The organism is Arthrobacter sp. P1_B3 (assembly GCF_056406615.1).
Window position 1 is genome coordinate 369,786 of record NZ_JBFTZV010000001.1, and the last position, 15,311, is coordinate 385,096.

At 67.0% G+C, this 15,311-nt stretch carries 17 protein-coding genes and 1 tRNA gene; 8 read left to right on the forward strand and 10 right to left on the reverse strand.

All coding sequences use genetic code 11. The features are described from left to right. Positions 1–34: 34 nt before the first annotated feature. Positions 35–1,162 carry an FUSC family protein gene (locus AC1D2F_RS01730; protein ID WP_229995118.1) on the reverse strand — a complete coding sequence of 376 codons (1,128 nt, stop codon included), beginning with the start codon at positions 1,160–1,162 and terminating at the stop codon, positions 35–37. A 309-nt stretch (positions 1,163–1,471) separates the two neighbouring features. Here AC1D2F_RS01730 and pstS point away from each other — a divergent pair, with 309 nt between their 5' ends. The 4 genes from pstS (at position 1,472) to pstB (ending at position 5,660) form a co-directional block, all read left to right on the forward strand. Continuing rightward, entirely contained in the window at positions 1,472–2,593 is a 1,122-nt protein-coding gene (gene pstS, locus AC1D2F_RS01735) for a phosphate ABC transporter substrate-binding protein PstS (protein ID WP_229995117.1), read from the forward strand. A gap of 196 nt (positions 2,594–2,789) precedes the next feature. Continuing rightward, a complete protein-coding gene (gene pstC, locus AC1D2F_RS01740) occupies positions 2,790–3,722 on the forward strand; it encodes a phosphate ABC transporter permease subunit PstC (protein ID WP_229995116.1) in 933 nt (310 codons plus the stop codon). After that, positions 3,723–4,832, forward strand: coding sequence for a phosphate ABC transporter permease PstA (pstA, locus tag AC1D2F_RS01745; RefSeq protein ID WP_229995115.1), 1,110 nt, complete (start codon positions 3,723–3,725; stop codon positions 4,830–4,832). A gap of 48 nt (positions 4,833–4,880) precedes the next feature. Beyond that, complete coding sequence (gene pstB, locus AC1D2F_RS01750; RefSeq protein WP_229995114.1) at positions 4,881–5,660, forward strand: phosphate ABC transporter ATP-binding protein PstB; 780 nt, start codon at positions 4,881–4,883, stop codon at positions 5,658–5,660. Between the two features lie 12 nt (positions 5,661–5,672). Here the strand turns inward: pstB and AC1D2F_RS01755 are convergent, their stop codons facing one another. From AC1D2F_RS01755 to AC1D2F_RS01765, 3 genes are all read right to left on the reverse strand, one after another. Beyond that, the gene (locus AC1D2F_RS01755) at positions 5,673–6,683 is read right to left on the reverse strand and encodes an inorganic phosphate transporter (protein ID WP_476966102.1); all 1,011 of its coding nucleotides are present in this window, start codon (positions 6,681–6,683) and stop codon (positions 5,673–5,675) included. 7 nt (positions 6,684–6,690) lie between these two features. Then, the gene (locus tag AC1D2F_RS01760; protein WP_229995113.1) at positions 6,691–7,308 is read right to left on the reverse strand and encodes a DUF47 domain-containing protein; all 618 of its coding nucleotides are present in this window, start codon (positions 7,306–7,308) and stop codon (positions 6,691–6,693) included. 409 nt (positions 7,309–7,717) lie between these two features. Further along, entirely contained in the window at positions 7,718–8,371 is a 654-nt protein-coding gene (locus AC1D2F_RS01765) for a hypothetical protein (protein WP_229995112.1), read from the reverse strand. A gap of 204 nt (positions 8,372–8,575) precedes the next feature. Between AC1D2F_RS01765 and AC1D2F_RS01770 the strand changes: the two genes are divergently transcribed. From AC1D2F_RS01770 to AC1D2F_RS01780, 3 genes are all read left to right on the forward strand, one after another. Further along, positions 8,576–8,648 (forward strand) — tRNA-Lys (locus AC1D2F_RS01770). Positions 8,649–8,769: 121 nt separating this feature from the next. Beyond that, on the forward strand, positions 8,770–9,264 hold the full coding sequence (locus AC1D2F_RS01775) for a MarR family winged helix-turn-helix transcriptional regulator (protein ID WP_229995111.1): 495 nt from the start codon (positions 8,770–8,772) through the stop codon (positions 9,262–9,264). Between the two features lie 64 nt (positions 9,265–9,328). Continuing rightward, complete coding sequence (locus AC1D2F_RS01780) at positions 9,329–9,622, forward strand: hypothetical protein (RefSeq protein WP_476966057.1); 294 nt, start codon at positions 9,329–9,331, stop codon at positions 9,620–9,622. Here the strand turns inward: AC1D2F_RS01780 and AC1D2F_RS01785 are convergent. Beyond that, a complete protein-coding gene (locus AC1D2F_RS01785) occupies positions 9,608–10,702 on the reverse strand; it encodes a lactonase family protein (protein ID WP_229995109.1) in 1,095 nt (364 codons plus the stop codon). The genes AC1D2F_RS01780 and AC1D2F_RS01785 overlap by 15 nt on opposite strands. A gap of 261 nt (positions 10,703–10,963) precedes the next feature. Here AC1D2F_RS01785 and AC1D2F_RS01790 point away from each other — a divergent pair, with 261 nt between their 5' ends. After that, positions 10,964–11,797, forward strand: a complete 834-nt coding sequence (locus AC1D2F_RS01790) for a putative protein N(5)-glutamine methyltransferase (RefSeq protein ID WP_476966058.1) — start codon at positions 10,964–10,966, stop codon at positions 11,795–11,797. 39 nt (positions 11,798–11,836) lie between these two features. Here AC1D2F_RS01790 and AC1D2F_RS01795 read toward each other — a convergent pair whose 3' ends face one another. The 5 genes from AC1D2F_RS01795 to AC1D2F_RS01815 form a co-directional block, all read right to left on the reverse strand. Continuing rightward, positions 11,837–12,268 (reverse strand): YtxH domain-containing protein, encoded by a 432-nt coding sequence (locus tag AC1D2F_RS01795; RefSeq protein ID WP_229995107.1) that lies wholly within the window; start codon positions 12,266–12,268, stop codon positions 11,837–11,839. Positions 12,269–12,426: 158 nt separating this feature from the next. Further along, entirely contained in the window at positions 12,427–12,690 is a 264-nt protein-coding gene (locus AC1D2F_RS01800) for a GlsB/YeaQ/YmgE family stress response membrane protein (RefSeq protein ID WP_018774889.1), read from the reverse strand. A gap of 245 nt (positions 12,691–12,935) precedes the next feature. Then, positions 12,936–13,907: an aldo/keto reductase gene (locus AC1D2F_RS01805; RefSeq protein WP_476966059.1), complete on the reverse strand. Its 972-nt coding sequence runs from the start codon at positions 13,905–13,907 to the stop codon at positions 12,936–12,938. A gap of 99 nt (positions 13,908–14,006) precedes the next feature. Then, on the reverse strand, positions 14,007–14,216 hold the full coding sequence (locus AC1D2F_RS01810) for a dodecin (protein WP_011690139.1): 210 nt from the start codon (positions 14,214–14,216) through the stop codon (positions 14,007–14,009). Between the two features lie 52 nt (positions 14,217–14,268). After that, a complete protein-coding gene (locus AC1D2F_RS01815) occupies positions 14,269–15,204 on the reverse strand; it encodes an SGNH/GDSL hydrolase family protein (protein WP_476966060.1) in 936 nt (311 codons plus the stop codon). Positions 15,205–15,311 lie beyond the last annotated feature (107 nt).

The following is a 15,311-nucleotide window of genomic DNA, read 5'->3' on the forward strand; positions in this document are numbered from 1 at the left end:
GCGCCGGCGGTGGGGTCAGCAGTGCCAGGGCGGGCTACAGCGGGGGAAGAATGTCCCGGGCTTCCTTGGAATCCAGCCCGGCGGCCTCCAGTAGGTCCACCATGAGCGGGCGGAACAGCATGACCACCGTTTCGCCCTCAAGCAGCTGGACGTCCAGCATCCGCGGATGCAGGCGGACGGCGATCTCCCGCAGCTCGGACCGGGCCGTGCGCAGGTGGGCGCGGCGGGCGCCGTCGTGGACTTCCGCCAGGCCGCGCGAGAGCTCGTCAACGGCGGCGGCCGTCTCCTGCAGGACCTCGGAAATGTTCTGGGTGGCCTCGTCCGAGAGCGCCGCATGGTTGATGGCGCTGGTCAGGCGGCGCGCAAAGACCCGGCTGTTGCGCAGCGCGAGGTCGATGTAGTCCAGTGACTGCTCCATATGGTCCAGCTCTTCCCGGTGCCGCCGGTAGGCGGGGGCCAGGGTTGCCACTTCGCCGGAGGCGCGCAGCGACTGGCGCATGGCGTCGACGAGGGGCTGGCAGTTCCGGCCCCGGATGAGGGCATGCCAGGCCTGGGTGGAGTCGCTGTAGCTCAGCGCCGACGCGCATTCCCGCAGCACCTCGGCGAGCTCGTGCAGGAGCTTCTTGACGTCACTGCGGGGTTCGCGCCGGGGGTCCTTGGGAACGAGGATGGTCACCAGGAGCGCGAATACCCCGCCCACCACGGCGTCGATGCTGCGGGTGAAAGGCCCCCCGAGGGGCGCGGGCAGGAGCACCACGAGCACGGACTGCAGGCCCAGCTGGGTGGTGAAGATCGTCCCGCTGTCCAGGAACCTGGCCAGCAGGATGGAGAAAAGGAGCACGACGGCGGCCTGCCAGATTCCGGAGCCCAGCCAGTGCAGCAGCAGGTCCCCGACCACGATTCCGATTGTGCAGCCCATGCCCACCTCGATGACGCGGCGCAGCCGGGGGTCGCGGGAAAACCCGAGGGCAATCAGGGCTGACGTCGCCGCAAACAACGGCGCGGAATGGCCCAGGACGTATTCGGCGAACGCGTAGGCGCCGACGGCGCAAGCGGTCATCTGGATGGCCGGGACCAGGGAGTTCCGGCTCCGGACAAAGCCGGTCCGGACCCGGCCGCGCAGGAATCGTGCGCTTGCGGTGAGTCCAGTCGCGGAGGCCATGCCCTCCAGTCTATTTGCTGCCCGGGGGCGGCCGTTCGCGGCAGGCCGTTCGCGGCAGGACGGAGCCCGGGCCAATCAGCCGGGACAGCACCCGCCATCACACTGAAGCCGATACGACTGTGACGCACAGAACACAATGCCTGCCCGGCATATGTAAGCCAATAGCCCTGCGTCGTTAACCGGCTGTTCACTTTGGTCCGCAATTCTCTTTACCTGGGCCACCTACGGTCGGTAAAGGTACAAACCGTACGCATCCCTGCGGGCCTTCTCCTGGCCCGGCACTCACAGCCCTGGAAGGGGTACAACTCAGTGAAGGCACTCCGCTTCGGCCGCAACGCGGCTATCGCTGTAATCGCCGTCGGCGCACTCGCGCTGACCGCCTGCGGTTCGGACAACGCAACCAACACGGCCCAGACCACGGCGCCGTCCGCCTCGGGTCCCGCGGTCACCGGCACCCTGACCGGTATCGGTTCTTCCGCCCAGGGCGCAGCCATGGATGTCTGGAAGACCAACTTTGCTTCAGCCAACCCGGGCGCCAATGTGCAGTACTCCCCGGACGGTTCCGGCGCCGGACGCAAGGCGATCCTTGACGGCTCGGCCCAGTTCGCCGGCTCGGATGCCTACCTCAAGGATGAAGAGCTCGCCAGCTCCAAGGAAAAGTGCGGTCCCGACGGGGCCATCGACATCCCGGTCTACATTTCCCCGATCGCCGTGGCCTTCAACCTGCCTGGCATCATGGACCTGAAGCTTGACGCTCCCACCGTTGCCAAGATTTTCCGCGGCGAGGTCGCCAACTGGAACGACCCCGCCATCGCGGCACTGAACCCGGGCGTCACGCTTCCGGACCTCAAGGTCACCCCGGTGAACCGCTCCGATGACTCCGGCACCACCACCAACTTCACGGACTACCTCGCCGCCGTCGCCCCTGAGGTTTGGACCGACAAGGCCGCCGGCATCTGGCCCGCGAGCCTGAAGGGCGAGAACGCCAAGGGCACCTCCGGCGTCGTCAAGACTGTCACCGACACCCCCGGCGCCGTGACCTACGCCGACGACTCCGCTGTGAGCGGCAAGCTCGGTACCGCGCAGATCAAGGTCGGCGACTCCTTCACGAAGATCTCCGCCGATGCCGCTTCCAAGGCAGTCGACGAGGGCAAGCCGGTTGAAGGCCGCAGCGCCAACGACCTCGCCATCAAGCTGGACCGCACCACCACGGTCGCAGGCGCCTACCCGATCGTTCTGGTGTCGTACCACATCGTCTGCACCACCTACGACACCCAGGCCACCGCTGACCTGGTCAAGGCGTTCGTCAAGTACGCCGCTTCCGACGCGGGCCAGCAGTCCGCCGCCGACGCCGCCAAGTCGGCGCCGCTGTCCAAGACCCTCCAGGACAAGGCAATCGCTGCCGTCGAAACCGTCAAGGCCAAGGCCTAGGGTTACGCTGCACCGCGAGGCATAGTGGAAACACGAGCCTAATCAAGGTTCCCTGCATCATGGCGGCCGTCACCGGCGGCCGCCATGGAGCAGGGAACCGACGCGTTTGTTCCATACATCAAGATTTGCCGGGCGCCGGCCGCGGGGCTTTCCGCAGCCGGCAGCCGGATCCCGATCCAAACCGAAGGGCCGTGAAGTGACCACCACCTCCCTGACCAAGTCCCGGGGCGCAGGCCACGTCGGTGACAAAGTCTTTTCCGCAGCCACCTTGGCGGCAGGGTGTCTGATCCTCGTCGTGCTCTTCGGCGTGGCACTGTTCCTGGTTATCCAGGCGTTCCCGGCCCTCGTGGCTTCGCCGGACAAGATCCAGGGCGGCGAAGGATTCTTCACCTACATCTGGCCGCTCGTCATCGGCACCCTCATCGCATCGGTGATCGCCCTCGTGATCGCGACGCCGATCGCGATCGGCGTCGCGCTGTTCATCTCGCACTTCGCACCTCGCAAGCTCGCCTCCGGCCTGGGCTACGTGATTGACCTGCTCGCAGCAATTCCTTCCGTGGTTTACGGTGCCTGGGGCGTTGCGTTCCTGGCCCATGAAATCTCCCCGGCCTACAACTGGCTGGCCAACAACATGGGCTGGCTGCCGATCTTCCAGGGTCCCGCTTCTGCCACCGGAAAGACCATCCTCACGGCCGGGATCGTGCTCGCCGTCATGGTCCTGCCGATCATCACGTCCCTGAGCCGCGAAATTTTCCTGCAGACCCCCAAGTTGCACGAAGAGGCCGCGCTTGCGCTCGGGGCCACCCGCTGGGAGATGATCCGGATGACCGTGCTGCCGTTCGGCCGGCCCGGAATCATCAGCGCCGTGATGCTGGGACTAGGCCGGGCCCTCGGCGAGACCATGGCCGTGGCGCTGGTCCTGTCCTCCGGAGCCCTGACCGCCAGCCTGATCCAGAGCGGCAACCAGACCATCGCCGCCGAGATTGCCCTGAACTTCCCCGAGGCCAGCGGGCTCAAGGTCAGCACGCTGATCGCCGCCGGCCTGGTGCTGTTCGTCATTACCCTCGGCGTGAACATGATTGCCCGCGGGATTATCACCCGGCACAAAGAATTCTCGGGAGCCAACTAAATGACCTCCACCCTGACTCCGGTACGCAAGCGCTCGGCACTGACCAAGGGCCAGCTGCCCAAGGCTGCGCCGTACATTGTCCTGGCCGTTGCCCTGGTCCTCGGCGCGGCGATCCTGGCGCTGATCGGCTTCAATGCCTTCGGCTGGGCAATCGTCTCCGCCATCCTCTTCGCCGCCGGCCTGGTGGGCTGGAGCCTGGTTGTGGAAGGCGCCCGCAAAGCCAAGGACAAGCTGGCCACCTGCCTGGTTGTGGGCGCCTTCCTGGCTGCCCTGCTGCCCCTGTTCTCGGTGATCTGGACCGTGCTGGTCAACGGGCTCCCCGGGCTCCTGGACCCCGGATTCCTCACCACCTCCATGAACGGGGTCACCGGCGCCTTCGACAACAAGACGGTCGAGGAAGGCGCCCCCTTGCTGGGCGGCATCTACCACGCGCTCATGGGCACACTGCTGATTACGGTGCTCGCCACCATCATCTCGGTCCCCGTGGGCCTGCTGACCGCGATTTACCTCGTGGAATACGGCGAGGACCGCGCGCTGGCCCGGGCCATCACCTTCTTCGTGGACGTCATGACCGGCATCCCCTCGATCGTCGCCGGCCTGTTCGCCGCGGCCGCCTTCTTCGCCGTGGTCGGCCCGGGCACCAAGACAGGCGCCGTTGCCGCCGTCGCACTTTCGGTGCTGATGATCCCGGTGGTGGTCCGCTCCAGCGAGGAAATGCTCAAGATCGTGCCGAACGAACTCCGCGAGGCCGCCTACGCCCTCGGCGTCCGCAAGTGGCGGACCATCCTCAAAGTGGTCCTCCCGACGGCGATCTCCGGCATCGCGTCCGGCATCACCCTGGCGATCGCCCGCGTGATCGGCGAAACCGCACCGATTCTGGTCACCGCCGGATTCGCTACCACCATCAACACCAACGTGTTCAGCGGCTGGATGGCCTCCCTGCCGACGTTCATCTACACCCAAATCCTGAACCCCACCTCGCCGTCCAACCCGGATCCGTCCTCCCAGCGGGCCTGGGGCGCGGCCCTGGTGCTCATCATCCTGGTGATGCTGCTCAATCTTGGCGCCCGCCTGATCGCCCGCATGTTCGCCCCCAAGACAGGCCGCTAGGCCACCGCCGCGCCCGCCGCCCATACCTCCAGCAAGTGAAGGAACACCATGTCTAAGCGCATCGACGTCAAGGACCTGAACGTCTACTACAGCAAATTCCTGGCCGTCGAAGACGTCAACATCAACATCGAGGCCAAATCCGTCACTGCCTTCATCGGCCCCTCGGGCTGCGGCAAGTCCACCTTCCTGCGCACCCTGAACCGCATGCACGAGGTCATCCCCGGTGCGAGGGTTGAGGGCGAGGTGCTGCTGGACGGTGACAACCTGTACGGGCCCGGCGTTGACCCGGTCACGGTCCGTTCCCAGATCGGCATGGTGTTCCAGCGACCCAACCCGTTCCCCACCATGTCCATCCGGGACAACGTGCTGGCCGGCGTGAAGCTGAACAACACGAAGATCTCCAAGGGCGAGGCCGATGTCCTGGTGGAGCGCTCCCTGCAAGGGGCGAACCTGTGGAACGAGGTCAAGGACCGTCTGGGCAAGCCCGGCTCCGGACTCTCCGGTGGCCAGCAGCAGCGCCTGTGCATTGCCCGCGCTATAGCCGTGGAGCCCCAGGTGATCCTCATGGACGAGCCCTGCTCCGCCTTGGACCCGATCTCGACGCTGGCCATTGAGGACCTCATCAACGAGCTCAAGGACCAGTACACGGTGGTGATCGTGACCCACAACATGCAGCAGGCTGCCCGCGTGTCGGACAAGACGGCCTTCTTCAACATTGCCGGTACCGGCAAGCCGGGCAAGCTGATCGAGTTCGGCGACACCCCGACGATCTTCAGCAACCCGACCGAGAAGGCCACCGAGGACTACGTCTCCGGCCGCTTCGGATAACCGGCGAGGCCCTTACAGGCGGGCCACCGGCGAGAGCGCCAGCTGAAGGACGAACGCGGCGCCGGCGGTGGCAATCGGGGTCAGGACCCAGAACGCCAGGATGCGGATCACCAGCCGGCGGTTGGTGTCCGGGAAATTCTGGTTGGCGCCGGCGCCGAGGGTTGCCGCCGTCACCGTGTGCGAGGTGGAGACGGGCCAGTGCAGCCCGATCGCGCCCACGAGCAGCATTACCGTGCTGAACATTTGCGCGACAAAGCCGCGCAGGGGGTCGATCCGGGTCAGCCGGTAGCCGATGGTGTACGAAATCCGCCAGCCCCCTGCCAGGGTCCCGGCAGCCATCATGACGGCCGTCAGCAGGGCCACCCAGACGGGCACGGATCYGCCGTCGGAGAGCCCGGCCGCGAGCAGCGCCAGGATCACCACCGCGCTGGTGCGCTGGCCGTCCTGCAGCCCGTGGCCGAAGGCGACGGCGCCGGCAGCGATGGCCTGGGCCCGCCGGGAGCGGGTGTTGACGACGTTGGGCGGCGTGTAACGGCCGGCCCAGCCGGCAGGCCAGACCAGCAGGAACGACCCGACATATGCGATCACCGGTGAGACCAGCAGCGGGATCACCACCTGGGACAGGAGCGAGGCGTCAACGCCCGTCACGGGGTTACCGCCGACGGCGACGCTCGCGACCCCCGCCCCGGCGAGCCCGCCGACCAGGGCGTGCGTGGAGGACGCCGGGATGCCGCGCCACCACAAGTACAGGCCCCAAAAGATAGCGCTGAGCAGCCCGGCCAGGAGGATCGTCAGGCCGTTCGTGCCCGGCGGCAGTGACAGCCACGCCTGGCTCACGGCCAGCGTCAGGGCGGCGCTGAGACTGGCGCCGATGAAGTTGAACAGGCTTGCCAGCAGCACCGCCACTGTTGGAGTCAGCGCCCGCGTCCGCACGGCCAGGGCCACCGACGAGGACGCATCCCTGAAGCCGTTGAGAAATGCGAAGACCCCGGCGCTGAGCAGCACCAGGGCAAGGAAGAACATCACCACGTCAGGATTCCTTGACGATGATGCTGCCCACCTGCGTGGCGATCCGGCGCATGTCCTTCGTGACTTCCACGAGCTGGTTCGCGACATCGCGGTTGCGCGCGTACTGCATCGCCTTCATCTCGTGGAGCATGTCCGCGACCCAGACCCGGTGAGTGCGTTCGGCACGTTTGGCCAGGCGCAGGATCTCGATCCAGTAGTCCTCAAGGTCGTCCAGATTGTTCAGCTGCCGCATGGCCTCGACCGTGAGTTCGGCCTGGCGGCTGATGATTTCCAGCTGGTCCGCGGCGCGTTTGGGCAGCCGTTCGAGCTTGTAGAGGGACACGAGCTCGGCGGCGGCGTCGAGCTTCTCCATGGCCTCGTTGAGGAAGCGGGACAGCGTGTACATGTCCTCGCGGGGCAGCGGGTTTACGAAGCTGGTCCGCATGTGGGTCAGGAGGGCAAAGTGCAGTTCCGCCGATTTGGCCTCATGGTTGTGCATGTCTTCCACGAGCCGGGCATGCTCACTGGCCGGGGCGCCGAGGATCTCCGAGAGTGTGCCAGCCGCCAGCACGATCTGGCGCGCCATCTGGGAGAGCAGGTTCAGTCCGGCGGACTCTTGCGGGAACAGGCGCAGCTTCACGTGGTGTCACCGGTCTTCCGAAGAGGGGCTCGCGGGTGGAGTCGGCCGGCCGTGTGACTTGACGGAGACCAGCGCATACGCATTACCTTACCGTCCGTGTTGGGCCCGGACCGGCGGGACGCGGCATATGACGGCGCAGGCAGGAACGCATCTAAAAGGGCAGCTCAAACGGCCGCTAATAGGGCAGCTAAAAAGGACATGAAAATGGTGCCGAACCGGATACGCCTCTCGGCGGTAGGCCGCTCTAGGCGGCTAAATGTTGAAGCCCGGGGGTTTCGCGGTTCGGCACCGCTTTCAGTTTTCTACGTAGGTTCTTGCAAGTCAACATTGACAGCCTGCCCCTGCCGTGCGTGGCCGCCGGTGGTGCGGGCCCGGCGGCCGGGTGCCCGCCGCCCGGCCGGCTGGCCCTTCAGTCCAGTTCGCCGAGCCGCCACGCATTGGCGGCGTGCTCGAGGTCTTCGGCCGTCTTGACCAGAAGATGCGAGTTGCGGGTGAGCTTGCTGGCGTGGTTCTCGTTGCTGTGCTCGGCGTTGTCGGCAAGCGTCGCCTGGCCCAGGGCCACCACGCGGCAGAATGCGGCAGAACGTTCCAGTGCGACGTCGAATTCGCCGTCGAACGCCCCGGAGAGAATGGCGTCCGCCATGGACTTCATCTCATCCGCGCCGGGCGGTTCGGCGGCGCCGGCCACCACATGCGAAACCTGGGCCGTGTCCTTGCCCGCCTTGAAGTAGACGGAGATCCGCTCGGGATCCTGGATGGTGGCGGCCCGCAGGGCGTACAGGCGCCAGAGCGCGCCGGGGAGGGACCGGGCGGGGCTTTCGGCCCACATTTCGGCGATCGCTTCCAGGCCCTGCTCATCGGCAAGCTTCACGAGCCGCTTGGTGACTTTGGGATCGTCACTGTCGCGGCCGCGGCGCACCAGCGCCTGCGCGGCCAGATGGGCCGCCTCCGAGACTCGGGCGGGATCGGCCCCGCCGGCGAAGGGCTCAAAGTCGATCGGCGCGAAGGGTTTCGGCTTGTGGTGCCGCGGGGCGGGGGCGCTTGATCCTGCTTGCTCGCTCATGCCCCCACGCTACTCCAGTGCCGCAAGGGAATCGAGGATGGGCCGGCGCTGCTGCCGGTGACGCCCGGACCGACGACGACGCCGGTCCGGGCAATGTGAAAAAAGCCGGCCCAGGTCTGGGGTACAGTGTTAACGTCCAGAAATGGACTGGGCTGAAACGCGCCGCAGCAGCGGATTTATCCGCTGGTTCGGAGCTATCGGCTGGGGCCTTTAGCTCAGTTGGTAGAGCATCGGACTTTTAATCCGTGGGTCGTGGGTTCGATCCCCACAGGGCCCACTCTTTAGCGAAGAGTGGAAAAATCCCCGGTTTCCTGGCAACAGGAGGCCGGGGTTTTTTGTGCCCGCCGTCGGCCTGGATTGCACGGCAGGCTACTTACCAGTTCCGCTAGGCTTGGCGGATGGACTCCCACGGCGCCTCCGGATATTGGTATGGCCCCGATGGCAGCCTGGACCCCCCTGCGGCCATCCTGCAGGCTCTCCGCGACTATCGGATCTCGGAGGTGGCGACCAGGCGGTCCACCCGCGATTCGATGGGGATGGGCGAGACGGACCTGCTGGCCCTGCGCTACCTGCTGCGGGCCAAGGCGACCGGCGAACGGGTGGGGCCGAAGGACCTCAGCCGCGTCCTGGGCATCACCACCGCTTCCACGACGTCGCTGATCGACCGGCTGGTGGCCAGCGGGCATGTCCGGCGCGAGCCGCACCCGACCGACCGGCGCTCGCTCGTGATCGTGCCTACGGTGGAGACGGATTCCGAAGTCCGCGCCATGCTCGGCCACATGCACCGGCGGATAATGGAGGTGGCCGAGTCCATGAGCGCCGAGGACGCCTGGGTGGTCATTACGTTTCTGCGCCGGATGGGCGCGGCCATTGGCGACGAGCGGCGCAACTAGCTCGTTTAACTATTCATATGTATGCTTACTACTTGATTTTCGACATCAGACGAGAGTAGGCGACGTGGCTGAATCCGCAACCCTTGCCGGGAACCCGGCAACGGTTCCCTCGCCCTGGGCCCCGCTGCACTGCGGCGCACCCATGCAGTGGCGCTCGCCGGAGCCGGGCGCCATGTCCTCCTACTCGTTCGGGCCAGCCGACCCTTCCTTGGCCCTCCCGGCTGTGTGGCGCTGCCCCTGCGGTTTCCAGCTGGACGGTGATTTCCAGCCGAACGGTGATTTCCAGCTGAACGGTGGTTTCCAGCCGAACGGTCTCGAACAGGATCACGCGGGCGTCAGTCCCTCAATCTCGCGTTGAGGGCCGGGCCGGCACCAGCGCGGTAGGGGAGGCCACAGGGAGCCGGTCCGCGGGACTTTCCGGCAGCCCTGATTCCGCGTCCAGGGGAAACGTCACGACGTCGCCGGAGCGTTCGTGGGCGACGTGCAGCAGGCCATTGCGGACCAGGTGGTGCCGGGGCCAGTTGCCGCCGCTGGGGACATCGGCCACCGGACGCAGCGCCGCGCCTCCGGCCCCCACCTCCAGCACACTGACCCGGTTCGAGCCACGGACGCCCACGTAGGCGTGCCTGCCGTCGGCCGCCAGCGCGATCTCGGCCGCCGAATCTCCCGGCAGCGCCCCGCCGGCGGTGGCGGACCCGACGAAACCGAGCCGGAAGGCCCCGGACTCCGGCGACAGCCCGGCCACGGCAACGTCAATTGAATACTCGGTCACCACAAAGACGTTGCCGCCCGGGTGCTGGACCAGGTGCCTGGGGCCGCTGCCCCGCGGCAGGACCACCTCATGGTCCAGGACCGGTCCCAAAGCCAGCCCCGGCCCGGGGCGGACCTTCCAGATCCGCAGGAGGTCGTGGCCTAGATCGGTGGTCATCACCCGGCCGTCGGCCAGCATGAGCGCGGCGTGGGCGCGGCTTGGCCGCTTTTGTTGTTCGGGGGCACTGCCGTCGGGAGCGTCACCGTAGGGGTCGCGTGATTCCGTCGCGGCGGTCCGGGCCGTGATCCCGCCGTCGGCGTCGAGCCCATAGAACAACACCTGGCCGTCGCCCCAGCAGCACACCACGAGGAACCTGCCGGAGGGCTCGACGGCGACATGGCAGGCCGCCTCACCGGCCGGCCATGCGGGGCCCGCGGGCTCCAGGCCAAACGCGCCGTCCCGGCGGTAGGCCCGGACAGTCCTGGCCTGCTCGGCCACGGCGTAGACCACTTCAAGTGAGGGGTGTACCGCCAGGAAGGACGGAGAGTCGGCCGCCGCTGCGACACCGAGCCAGTGCAGGGTGCCGTCGGCCGCCGTGGCAACCGCGCCGATCCCCGCGCCGCTGCCGCCAGAGTCTGCCGTGTAGGAGCCGGTCCAGATGAGGCCGTGTGCAGGGATGGAGTCCATGCTGACATCCTGCCAGCCGCCCGGCCAAGGTGCGGCACCCCAGCAAACAACCGTCCCAAACAAACGTCACGAACCGCAGCAGCAATCACCGCGGGCCCAATCACCTGGGAACCTGCGCCTTCGGTAGCATGGGGGAGTCCGAGCAACTGCAGCAAAAGGAGGTGGGTCCCGTTCACGCAAGTCCAGAAAGGGTGCCCTCCCAGCGCCGGCTGCGGCCAGCTCACGGTGAGGGCGTCTGACACCCGACCGAAAGGCGCTCCCATGCCAGCAATCCGCCATCTTTCCCCGCACGAGACCCTCACGGCCAGGCTCCGTGCATCCGGCTGCGTGTTTGCCGAAGACGAAGCCCGCCTGCTGATCGACGCAGCCCCGACGCCGGAGGCACTCGAGGCGATGGCCAGCCGGAGGGTTGCCGGCCTGCCCCTGGAACACATTCTCGGCTGGGCGGAGTTCTGCGGATTCCGCATCGCGGTCGATACCGGAGTCTTCGTGCCGCGGCGCCGGACGGAATTCCTCGTCCGGCAGGCCGCCGCGCTGCTGGGCACCTGGCGCATAGTGCCCGGTCCTGGCCGCGCGGCGCCCGTCGTCGTCGATCTCTGCTGCGGATCCGGTGCTGTCGGCGCGGCGCTTGCCGCGCTGGCCGGCCCCGCCGAACTCCACTGCGCGGATATCGACCCCACGGCCGTGGCATGTGCACGCACCAACGTCCTGCCACTGGGCGGGGAGGTCCACGAAGGCGATCTCTATGCTCCGCTCCCCGCTGGACTTCGGGGGCGCGTCCGGTTGTTGGCCGTCAATGCCCCCTATGTTCCCTCGGCGGACATTGAAACCATGCCACAGGAGGCGCGCGTGCATGAGCCGCGGGCCTGCCTCGACGGCGGCGCCGACGGGCTGGAGGTACAGCGGCGGGTCGCCGCCGGCGCGCGGGAGTGGCTGGTGCCCGGCGGCCATGTGCTGATAGAGACCAGCCGCCGGCAGGCCGCACAGACGGCCGGAATATTTCGCGGGCACGGGCTGGCGGCCCGCGTTCTGCGCTCGGAGGAGCTGGGGGCGACGGTGGTGGCCGGCGCGCTGGTGCGTTCCGGCGGGCGGTAGCTGCCCGAGGGAGGCTCAGGCGGTCCCTGCCGGGAACGCCTAGGGCAGCTTGTCCCCGCCCACACTGGTGGCCGGACCCGCCGGGGTGGCGCCGCCCTCGTCCGACCAGTCCTGGCCGTGCTGATCGGTGAGCGCCGGGTCGGAATGGACATCAGGGGCCACAGTCACGGGCGTTCCGGGCGTGGCTGTGCCCTGCGTGGGCGCGGAGGTGCTCCCGTGTCCGGCATCGCGGTGAACGGCGGAGCTGATGACAGTACCCGCGCGGCGGGCGGCCTCGCCGAGCTGCTCGGAGACCTCGGGGGCTTTGTCCTTGAGCGTTTCGGTGGCCGCGGCCACCTTGTCCTGGACGGGCTTGCTGCGCCACAGTTCTGCACTCCGGGCTTTGAGCTGGTCATAGGCGGCGCGGCCGGACCTGGATCCCAGGACATATCCTGCTGCCACTCCGATGCCGAAAAGAAGTTTGCCTTTCATGCTGTACTCCTGCTCCCTGACGTAGGTGAAAAGTAGACGTTTCTGAACAGGGGTGGCGGGGCCGACTCAAGCGGTCCGCAGGCCACCTTCCCTGTCAAAGTAGTGCAAAAAACCGGCCCCGGGAATATCCCGGGACCGGTTTCCGGTCAGTCTCCGTGTTAGCGGGCTGAGCGCTTGCTGATCATGCCGTAAACGAGCAGGACGATGATCGCACCGCCGATGGCCAGCAGCCAGGTCGACAGCGAGAAGAACTCATTGATGCCCACGCCGAACAGTGCGCTGCCGATGAATCCGCCCAGGAGGGCGCCGACGACGCCGAGGATCAGGGTGATGATAATGCCACCGCCCTGACGGCCCGGGAGGATGGCCTTAGCGATTGCTCCGGCGATGAGGCCCAGAATCAGAAATGCGAGAAAACCCATTTTTTCGTTCCTTCTTCTTTCATAGAGGAGGCACCCGGATCGCCGGGTGCGCTTCATCCTTCTGCCTCAATACTAATCATGCTTAGTATCAAAGAGCCACCCGGCCTGTCGTGGGTTTGAGCGGCGGGGTGCCAAAACAGCCAACTGTGGCCGGACGATTCACGGAAGTTCATGCCGTGTGCGGGCGTTGTTCGGGCGTCGTTCAGTTGTTCGGTAGTCCAGTTGTTCGCTGGGATGCCCGACGCCTACCATGCGTAGTCTTCGGGGGCCGTGCGGTGGCCAGGGAAAATCTCGTCAAGGCGCTTGAGTGCGTCGGCGTCGAGCTTCAGCTTGTGCGCCCTGATGGAGCCTTCGAGTTGATCGAGGGTACGCGGGCCGATGATCGGAGCGGTGACTGCCGGCTGGTGGAGCAGCCACGCCAGGGCCACGTCCGCCGGGTCCTGACCCAGTTCGGCGGCGAAGTCCTCGTATCGCCGGATCTGTTTCTGGTGCGACTTGAGCGCATCGAGGGCGCGGCCCGCGATGCGGCGGACGCCGTCGGCCTCATTCTTCAGCACTCCGCCCAGCAGGCCACCGTGCAGCGGCGACCATGGCAGGATCCCCAGTCCGTACTGCTGGGCGGCAGGGATGACTTCCAGTTCCACGCCCCGGGTCAGCAGGTTGTAGATCGACTGTTCGCTGACCAGCCCGTAGTAATTCCGGCGGGCGGCGGTTTCCTGGGCGCGGGCGATGTGCCATCCGGCGAAGTTGCTGCTGCCGGAGTACAGGATCTTGCCCTGCTGGACGGCGACCTCGATAGCCTGCCAGATCTCCTCCCAGGGCGTGTTCCGGTCCACATGATGGAACTGGTAGAGATCGATGTAGTCCGTGTGCAGCCGTTTCAGGCTGGCATCGAGCGCCCGCCGGATGTGCAGGGCCGAGAGCTTGGACTCGTTGGGCCGGTCCGTCATGGTGCCGAACAGTTTGGTGGCGAGCACCGTGCGTTCACGGCGCTCGCCACCTTGGGCGAACCAGCGGCCGAGTATTTCCTCCGTCCACCCGCGGTGGCTCGAGCCGCCGTACACGTTGGCGGTATCGACGAAATTGATGCCGGCGGCCTGGGCGGTGTCCAGGATGGCGAAGGCCTGGGTCTCCTCGGTCTGCGGGCCAAAGTTCATGGTCCCCAGGCACAGGCGCGAGACCGTCAGGCCGGAGCGGCCAAGATGCGTGTAGCGCATGAAGCGTTCCTCTCCGTCCTGACCTCCTCTGCCCTGACGTGTTGCGGGGTTTCTCCGAAGGCGTGCCAGCGCGTGCCGCCGCCGCTCCGGAGGCTGGGCTCAGCGCTCCAGGCGGAACCCGAGCTTGATGGTGACCTGCCAGTCGGCGACCTGCCCGTTTTCAAGGTGGCCGCGGATCTCCTTGACTTCGAACCAGTCAAGGTTTCGGAGGGTCTTGGCGGCCTCGGCGATGCCGTTCCGGACGGCCGCATCGACGCCCTCGTTCGAGGTTCCGACAATTTCAGAAATGCTGTAAGTGTGATTAGACAACTTCGCTCCTCGTGATCGCCATCGATTCCCGGCTGTGGGCCGTTCCTGCAGACTAGCCGACTGAACCCGGCCGGACTAGGGGTTTGTGCCCGGAGTCGGGAACCCCGGGAGGCGGACCCGGCAGCGGGCGTTTGGCCTGCCGCGGCAGGGCGTCCGCCCGCGGCCTGATCCGGCTCACCACCCAGGGCAGCATGTAGTGCGCCACCCAGGCCAGGTCACCGGTCCGGGCTTCCCGCCAGTTGCCCGGCGGCATGGGCTTGGGCTCCAGCGGCCGCAGGCGGTGTGGCACGCTGAGCGTGTCCAGGACCATGGCCGCAATGGTGTGGTGCCCCAGCGGCGAAAAGTGCAGGCGGTCCGGGTCCCACATCCGCGGATCGCTCAGTTGCCGCAATGCCCACAGATCAGCGATAACGACATCGTGCCGGGCGGCGATGACGCGGATATGTTCATTGAATACCGCGACCTTCCCCCGGATGTGTCCGAACACGGCCGTCTCGCCCCAGTCCGGGCCGGTGAACAGGACCACCGTGGCCCCGGTGGCCGAGAGTGCCGCCACGGCGTCGTCGAGCGCGGCGGCCATCCGGTCCGGATCGCCGCGATGGAACACGAGATCGTTCCCGCCGGCTGAGAGGGTGACAAGGTCCGGCTTAAGGCTCAGGGCCGGTCCGAGCTGCTGGTCGAGAATTTCGCGCAGGACCAGTCCGCTAATGGCAAGGTTTGCGTACCCGAACTCGCCGCGGCCCTCACCGAGTTCCTCGGCAATGCGGTCGGCCCACCCCCGCATGCCGCCGGGGCTCAGCGGTTCCGGGTCGCCGACGCCAGCCGTAAACGAATCCCCCAAGGCGACGTACCGGCTCCAGGGCCGCGAACGCCGGATGCCGGAATGCCCTTGTGCGGAGCTCTGATCCCCTGAATGCCACGGCCCCGCGGCGGGGATATTGACGCCGGTATGGCCGGCGTCCGGTTCAAGGAACCTGGCGGCGTTCACATCACCAGCATTACGCCGATATTCCATGCCGCGCTAGGTACTTATGCCCCTAGCGAGGCATCCTGGAGGCGTCCGCGCCCGCACCGCGCCCCTCGGCCGCCAGGCGG